Below are 4777 nucleotides of genomic sequence, written 5' to 3' on the forward strand. Positions count from 1 at the left end.
ATAGGAAAAATTGAAACCTTAAAAAAAGGAAATAAAATTGCTGTTTTGTCTACTGGAACCATTGGAAATAACGTTTCTAAAGCTATTGACACACTTGCAAGAATGGAAGATTTTTCGCATTTTCATATAGGTTGGGTAAAACCTTTAGACGAAGAAAAATTACTTAGCATTTTTAAAGAACATACTAGTATAATTACTGTTGAAGAAGGTGTAATTAATGGTGGTTTAGGAAGTAGCATCAATACTTTTGCAGCCAAAAATAATTATAAAAATAGAATTATAAATCGTGGCGTAGCGGATGAGTTTATTGAGCATGGCACCGTAAAACAGTTATTAGAAATCACTAAATTAGACACATTAAGTTTAACCCAATTATTTACTGAAATTAATCATGACTAGAAACCTTATACTTTTTATCGCATTTCTTTTTTTCGCTACCGAATCTTTTTCACAAATTGTGCGAACAGAAAAAATAGATACTACTTCAAATTGGAAAAAGGGAAATAAAGTAGGATTAGATTTTACACAAATTAGTTTTGTAAATTGGTCTGCTGGAGGAAATAATTCTATTTCTGGTTTGGCAAAAGGAAATTTCATAAGAAATTATACTCGTGATAACATGAAATGGAATAATGAACTTGTGGTTCGATATGGAATTAACAAACAAGAAGCGCAAGATTTAAGAAAAACAGACGATCAAATTAATTTAAACTCCACAATTGGATATAGAAGAGACACTATTAACAAGTGGTTTTATGGGGCAAAATTTAGTTTTTTAACCCAGTTTTCCAATGGATATAGTTATCCAAATATTAGCAAAGCCATTTCAAAACCATTTGGACCCGCTTATATTTTCTTAGGTTTAGGAGCTGAATATACCAGAAAAGATTTAGGTTTAACAGTATATTTATCTCCAATAACCAACAAAACAACTTTGGTTTTAGACAGAAGGTTGTCAAATGAAGGCGCTTTTGGTGTAGAAAAAGCCATTTATGATGAAAACGGAACAGAAATTCTTAAAAACGGAAAACGTTATAGAACGGAACTAGGTGCTTTAATATCTAGTCAGTACAAAAGAAAAATTATGACGAACATCAATTTAGATACCAGAGCTACTTTGTATACCGATTATTTAAAAGATTTTGGAAACATAGATATTGATTGGCAAGTTAGCCTTGAAATGGTTGTAAATAAATATGTAAAAGCCAATGTAGGAAGTCATCTTATATATGATAACGACATTAAAAACAAAAGAGAAGTCGGTGGTGTTCAAATCACAGAAGGACCGAGAGTGCAATTAAAGCAAATTCTTGGCGTTGGCGTTGAATATAGTTTTTAAAATTTTAATTGTACCACAAACCCTTCGAAGGTGCGAACATTAAAAACCGTGCCGTCTTCAAAAATTAAGTATTGTCCTTTAATGCCTACTACTTTTCCAGAAAAATTAGGGGTTTTTTCCAAATTCAAACTGGTTACTTTTAACGGATACGTTTGCACCGGAAAATCCATTTGATATAAGTGGTCTTCTTCTATAAAATAATGTTTAGTTTCCTCTGGTAACCATTGTTTTAACTTGCTTTTTTCTTCCAATAAGTTGGTAATCGGCACTTCATTTTTCAACATTTTTTGCCAATTGGTTTTGTCTGCAAAATGATTTTTTAAGGCCACTTCAGCAATTCCTGCTAAGTATCTGTTAGGCGTTTCTAAAACAGGTATCGCCTGAACTGCGCCTTGATCTATCCAACGAGTGGGCACTTGCGTGTTTCGGGTTACCCCTACTTTTACTTCACTCGACAGGGCCAAATACACAATATGAGGTTGCAATTGCACCCGTTTTTCATACGCTAAATCTCTATCTTCAATATCTAAATGTGCCGTACTGAGTTCGGGTTTCATAATCCAATCTGCTGCTGCGGGAATAGTAGAAAAACAATCATAACAAAATCCTTGACGCCATATTTTTTTAGCTTTCTTGCAATTTAAACATTGATAACCTATATGAGAAATTTCGATATCTTTATTGATTAACTGATTGACATTGATGAAATTGGAATCAAAAATCAAATAATATTGTATTGGCGCACCTATTTCGGTTTCCATCTTTGTTAATGTTCCTTCAAATGTTGTCATAAAAATTGTAATTGAACTAAAAATTATTAATTTTGGTAAAGTTATAAAAATACTCCCAGTCATATGCCATTACCTATAATAAATTCTATTGCCTCTTGGATTTTAAAACAACGTATTCATCAAATTGAATTGTTTATGAAATATCCTATGGAAGTGCAAGAAGAATTGTTATTTGGTTTATTAAAATCGGCAGAAAATACTGTTCTTGGGAAAAAATACGACTACAATAGTATCAAAAACTACAAAACTTTTAACGAAAGAATACCTGTTTCAACATACGAAGAATTAGAACCCTATATTGAACAAACCCGCCAAGGCGCACAAAATATCTTTTGGAATTCTACAATTAAATATTTTGCAAAATCGAGCGGAACCACAAATGCAAAGAGTAAATTTATTCCTGTAAGTGCGGAAGCTTTAGAAAACAATCATTACAAAGCCAGTAAAGATTTGTTGTGCATGTATCTGAATAATAATGAAGATTCGCAGTTATTTACCGGAAAAAGTTTACGCTTAGGAGGCAGTAAAGAATTGTATGAAGACAACAATACCTTTTTTGGCGATTTATCTGCGATTTTAATTGACAACATGCCTATGTGGGCGGAATTTAGCTCCACACCTAGCAATAAAACTTCTTTAATGAGTAATTGGGAAACCAAATTACCTGCCATAATAAAAGAAAGTAGTTTAGAAAACGTGACCAGTTTAGCCGGCGTTCCGAGTTGGATGATGGTATTATTAAACAAAACACTTGAGGAAAACAAAAAAAACAATATTTTAGAAATTTGGCCCAATGTGGAAGTCTATTTTCACGGTGGCGTAAGTTTTGAACCCTATAAAGAACAATACAAAAATTTATTTCCGAAAGCTGGATTTCAATACTATGAAATTTATAATGCTTCTGAAGGATTTTTTGCCTTACAAGATCAAAATAATGTTAGCGAATTATTGCTAATGTTAGATTATGGTATTTTTTACGAATTTATTCCGATGGATACATTTGGAAAAGACAACCAAAAAGTAATTCCATTAAGTGACGTTGAAATTAATAAAAATTATGCTTTAGTCATTACGACCAATTCTGGTTTGTGGCGTTATTTAATTGGTGATACGATACGATTTACATCGTTAAATCCTTATCGAATAAAAGTTACTGGCAGAACCAAACACCATATCAATGTTTTTGGAGAAGAACTAATGGTAGAAAACACCGATACGGCTTTAGCAAAAACATGTAAAACTTTACACTGCGAAATTATTGACTATACAGTTGCGCCCATTTTTATGAAAGGAAAAGAAAAAGGTGCCCATGAATGGATGATTGAATTTAAAAAACAGCCGGATAATATGGCGAATTTTTCAACTCTTTTAGATAAAAATTTGCAAGATGTAAATTCCGATTACGAAGCCAAACGATTTAACAATATGACCTTAAACCCGCTTGTATTAAATGTAGCTAGAAAAAATTTATTTTACGATTGGCTGAAAAAGAAAGATAAATTAGGCGGACAACACAAAATTCCAAGACTATCTAATTTAAGAGACTATTTAGAAGAATTGAAAGGCATGTAACTGTTTTTCAAAACAAAAGCCCTATCAAACCTAAAAACCATAAAGCGTTATACATTTTACTATCCTACAAGTTTTTGGAACCTTTGGAAGAGCAAAAAAGTAATTATTGCGCAGTGCTTTTTAAAAAAATCTAATTTTTAGTATTATTAAATAAATTTCTATACACTAATGTAGCTTTTGAATTGTTGTTATTTTGAATGTCATTTAAAGTTTTTTCGTAATAAAATTTAAGAATTTCGGGTTCTACAACTCTAATATTATACATCCATTGAAACAACCAACCCAACAACTCTCTGTTTATACCACACTCTAAATGCATTAATGTGTTACCGTTTTTCTTAGAAAATCTTTGAGAAGCATGCCAATGATGATTTTTTATAAACTCGGACAAAACTGAAGACACTTCTAAAACAATTTTATAAGTATGCTCATTAATGTTTTTAGTCACACCAAATCGTTTATTTAACTCATCATCAAACATTTTGCTTGTTTCAACTAACAATTCAAATTGGTTAGACAAGGCCACTTTTTCTATTTGATTAATCCCGAAAATCTGTATGCATTTTTTTACAATATTATATCCACCTACATAATAAGAATCTCGATGAATGAGTATTTGAATGGGTTGAAAAAATATATTTTTAGTTTCAAAATTATTATTATCGCCCGTTTCGTCATTTTTAATTTCTGAAATAACAATAGATTTACTTTCTTTTATTGCATTTTCAATAGCATTTAAATTAAAGTTAATTTGCTTTGGCTTGGATTGCACATAAAAGTTTGTGTTTTTATAGGTTTTACTTTCGTTTGCATTTGTGAAATGACTTTCACTTATTTCAATAAAAAAATATTTTAATTTATCTTTTCTATATGACTTAAGGGTTTCATTATTTGATAGTAGTAACGCCATATCTTTAAAATCTCTTTGGAGTTGTCTAATGGAACTTTTGTTGTTTTGTTCAGAAAGTTGCGCCAATAACTCGTGAGATGTAAACGGCATAGCTTTCAGCACCTTAATTAAAAATAGTAATCGTTCAAGTTGTTTCATATACGTCATTTAATGGCGTAAATATAA

The 4777-nt window shown here is 31.0% G+C and carries 5 protein-coding genes; 3 read left to right on the forward strand and 2 right to left on the reverse strand.

Features of this window, described 5'->3' with window-relative positions; all coding sequences use genetic code 11:
- Both ACIQ2I_RS07970 and ACIQ2I_RS07975 read left to right on the forward strand, forming a co-directional pair.
- The coding region (locus ACIQ2I_RS07970) for a transketolase C-terminal domain-containing protein (RefSeq protein WP_396181892.1) at positions 1–399 on the forward strand (399 nt) is incomplete at its 5' end.
- A 58-nt stretch (positions 400–457) separates the two neighbouring features.
- Positions 458–1339 carry a DUF3078 domain-containing protein gene (locus tag ACIQ2I_RS07975; protein ID WP_396181893.1) on the forward strand — a complete coding sequence of 294 codons (882 nt, stop codon included), beginning with the start codon at positions 458–460 and terminating at the stop codon, positions 1337–1339.
- On the opposite strand, the gene ACIQ2I_RS07980 is transcribed toward ACIQ2I_RS07975, so the two are convergent.
- Entirely contained in the window at positions 1336–2130 is a 795-nt protein-coding gene (locus ACIQ2I_RS07980) for a DUF2797 domain-containing protein (protein ID WP_396181894.1), read from the reverse strand. The genes ACIQ2I_RS07975 and ACIQ2I_RS07980 overlap by 4 nt on opposite strands.
- A 63-nt stretch (positions 2131–2193) precedes the next feature.
- On the opposite strand from ACIQ2I_RS07980, the gene ACIQ2I_RS07985 reads away from it, so the two are divergent.
- The gene (locus ACIQ2I_RS07985; protein WP_396181895.1) at positions 2194–3702 is read left to right on the forward strand and encodes a GH3 auxin-responsive promoter family protein; all 1509 of its coding nucleotides are present in this window, start codon (positions 2194–2196) and stop codon (positions 3700–3702) included.
- 130 nt (positions 3703–3832) lie between these two features.
- Here ACIQ2I_RS07985 and ACIQ2I_RS07990 read toward each other — a convergent pair whose 3' ends face one another.
- Complete coding sequence (locus ACIQ2I_RS07990) at positions 3833–4750, reverse strand: WYL domain-containing protein (protein ID WP_396181896.1); 918 nt, start codon at positions 4748–4750, stop codon at positions 3833–3835.
- Between the last annotated feature and the right edge of the window lie 27 nt (positions 4751–4777).

The organism is Flavobacterium sp. (assembly GCF_044368995.1).
Lineage (GTDB): Bacteria > Bacteroidota > Bacteroidia > Flavobacteriales > Flavobacteriaceae > Flavobacterium.

What these genes read in the sequence shown, in the direction of transcription:
- ACIQ2I_RS07990 (WP_396181896.1), bottom strand. Translation starts at nt 4,750, where the DNA reads ATGAAACAACTTGAACGATTACTATTTTTAATTAAGGTGCTGAAAGCT.
- ACIQ2I_RS07980 (WP_396181894.1), bottom strand. Translation starts at nt 2,130, where the DNA reads ATGACAACATTTGAAGGAACATTAACAAAGATGGAAACCGAAATAGGT.
- ACIQ2I_RS07985 (WP_396181895.1), top strand. Translation starts at nt 2,194, where the DNA reads ATGCCATTACCTATAATAAATTCTATTGCCTCTTGGATTTTAAAACAA.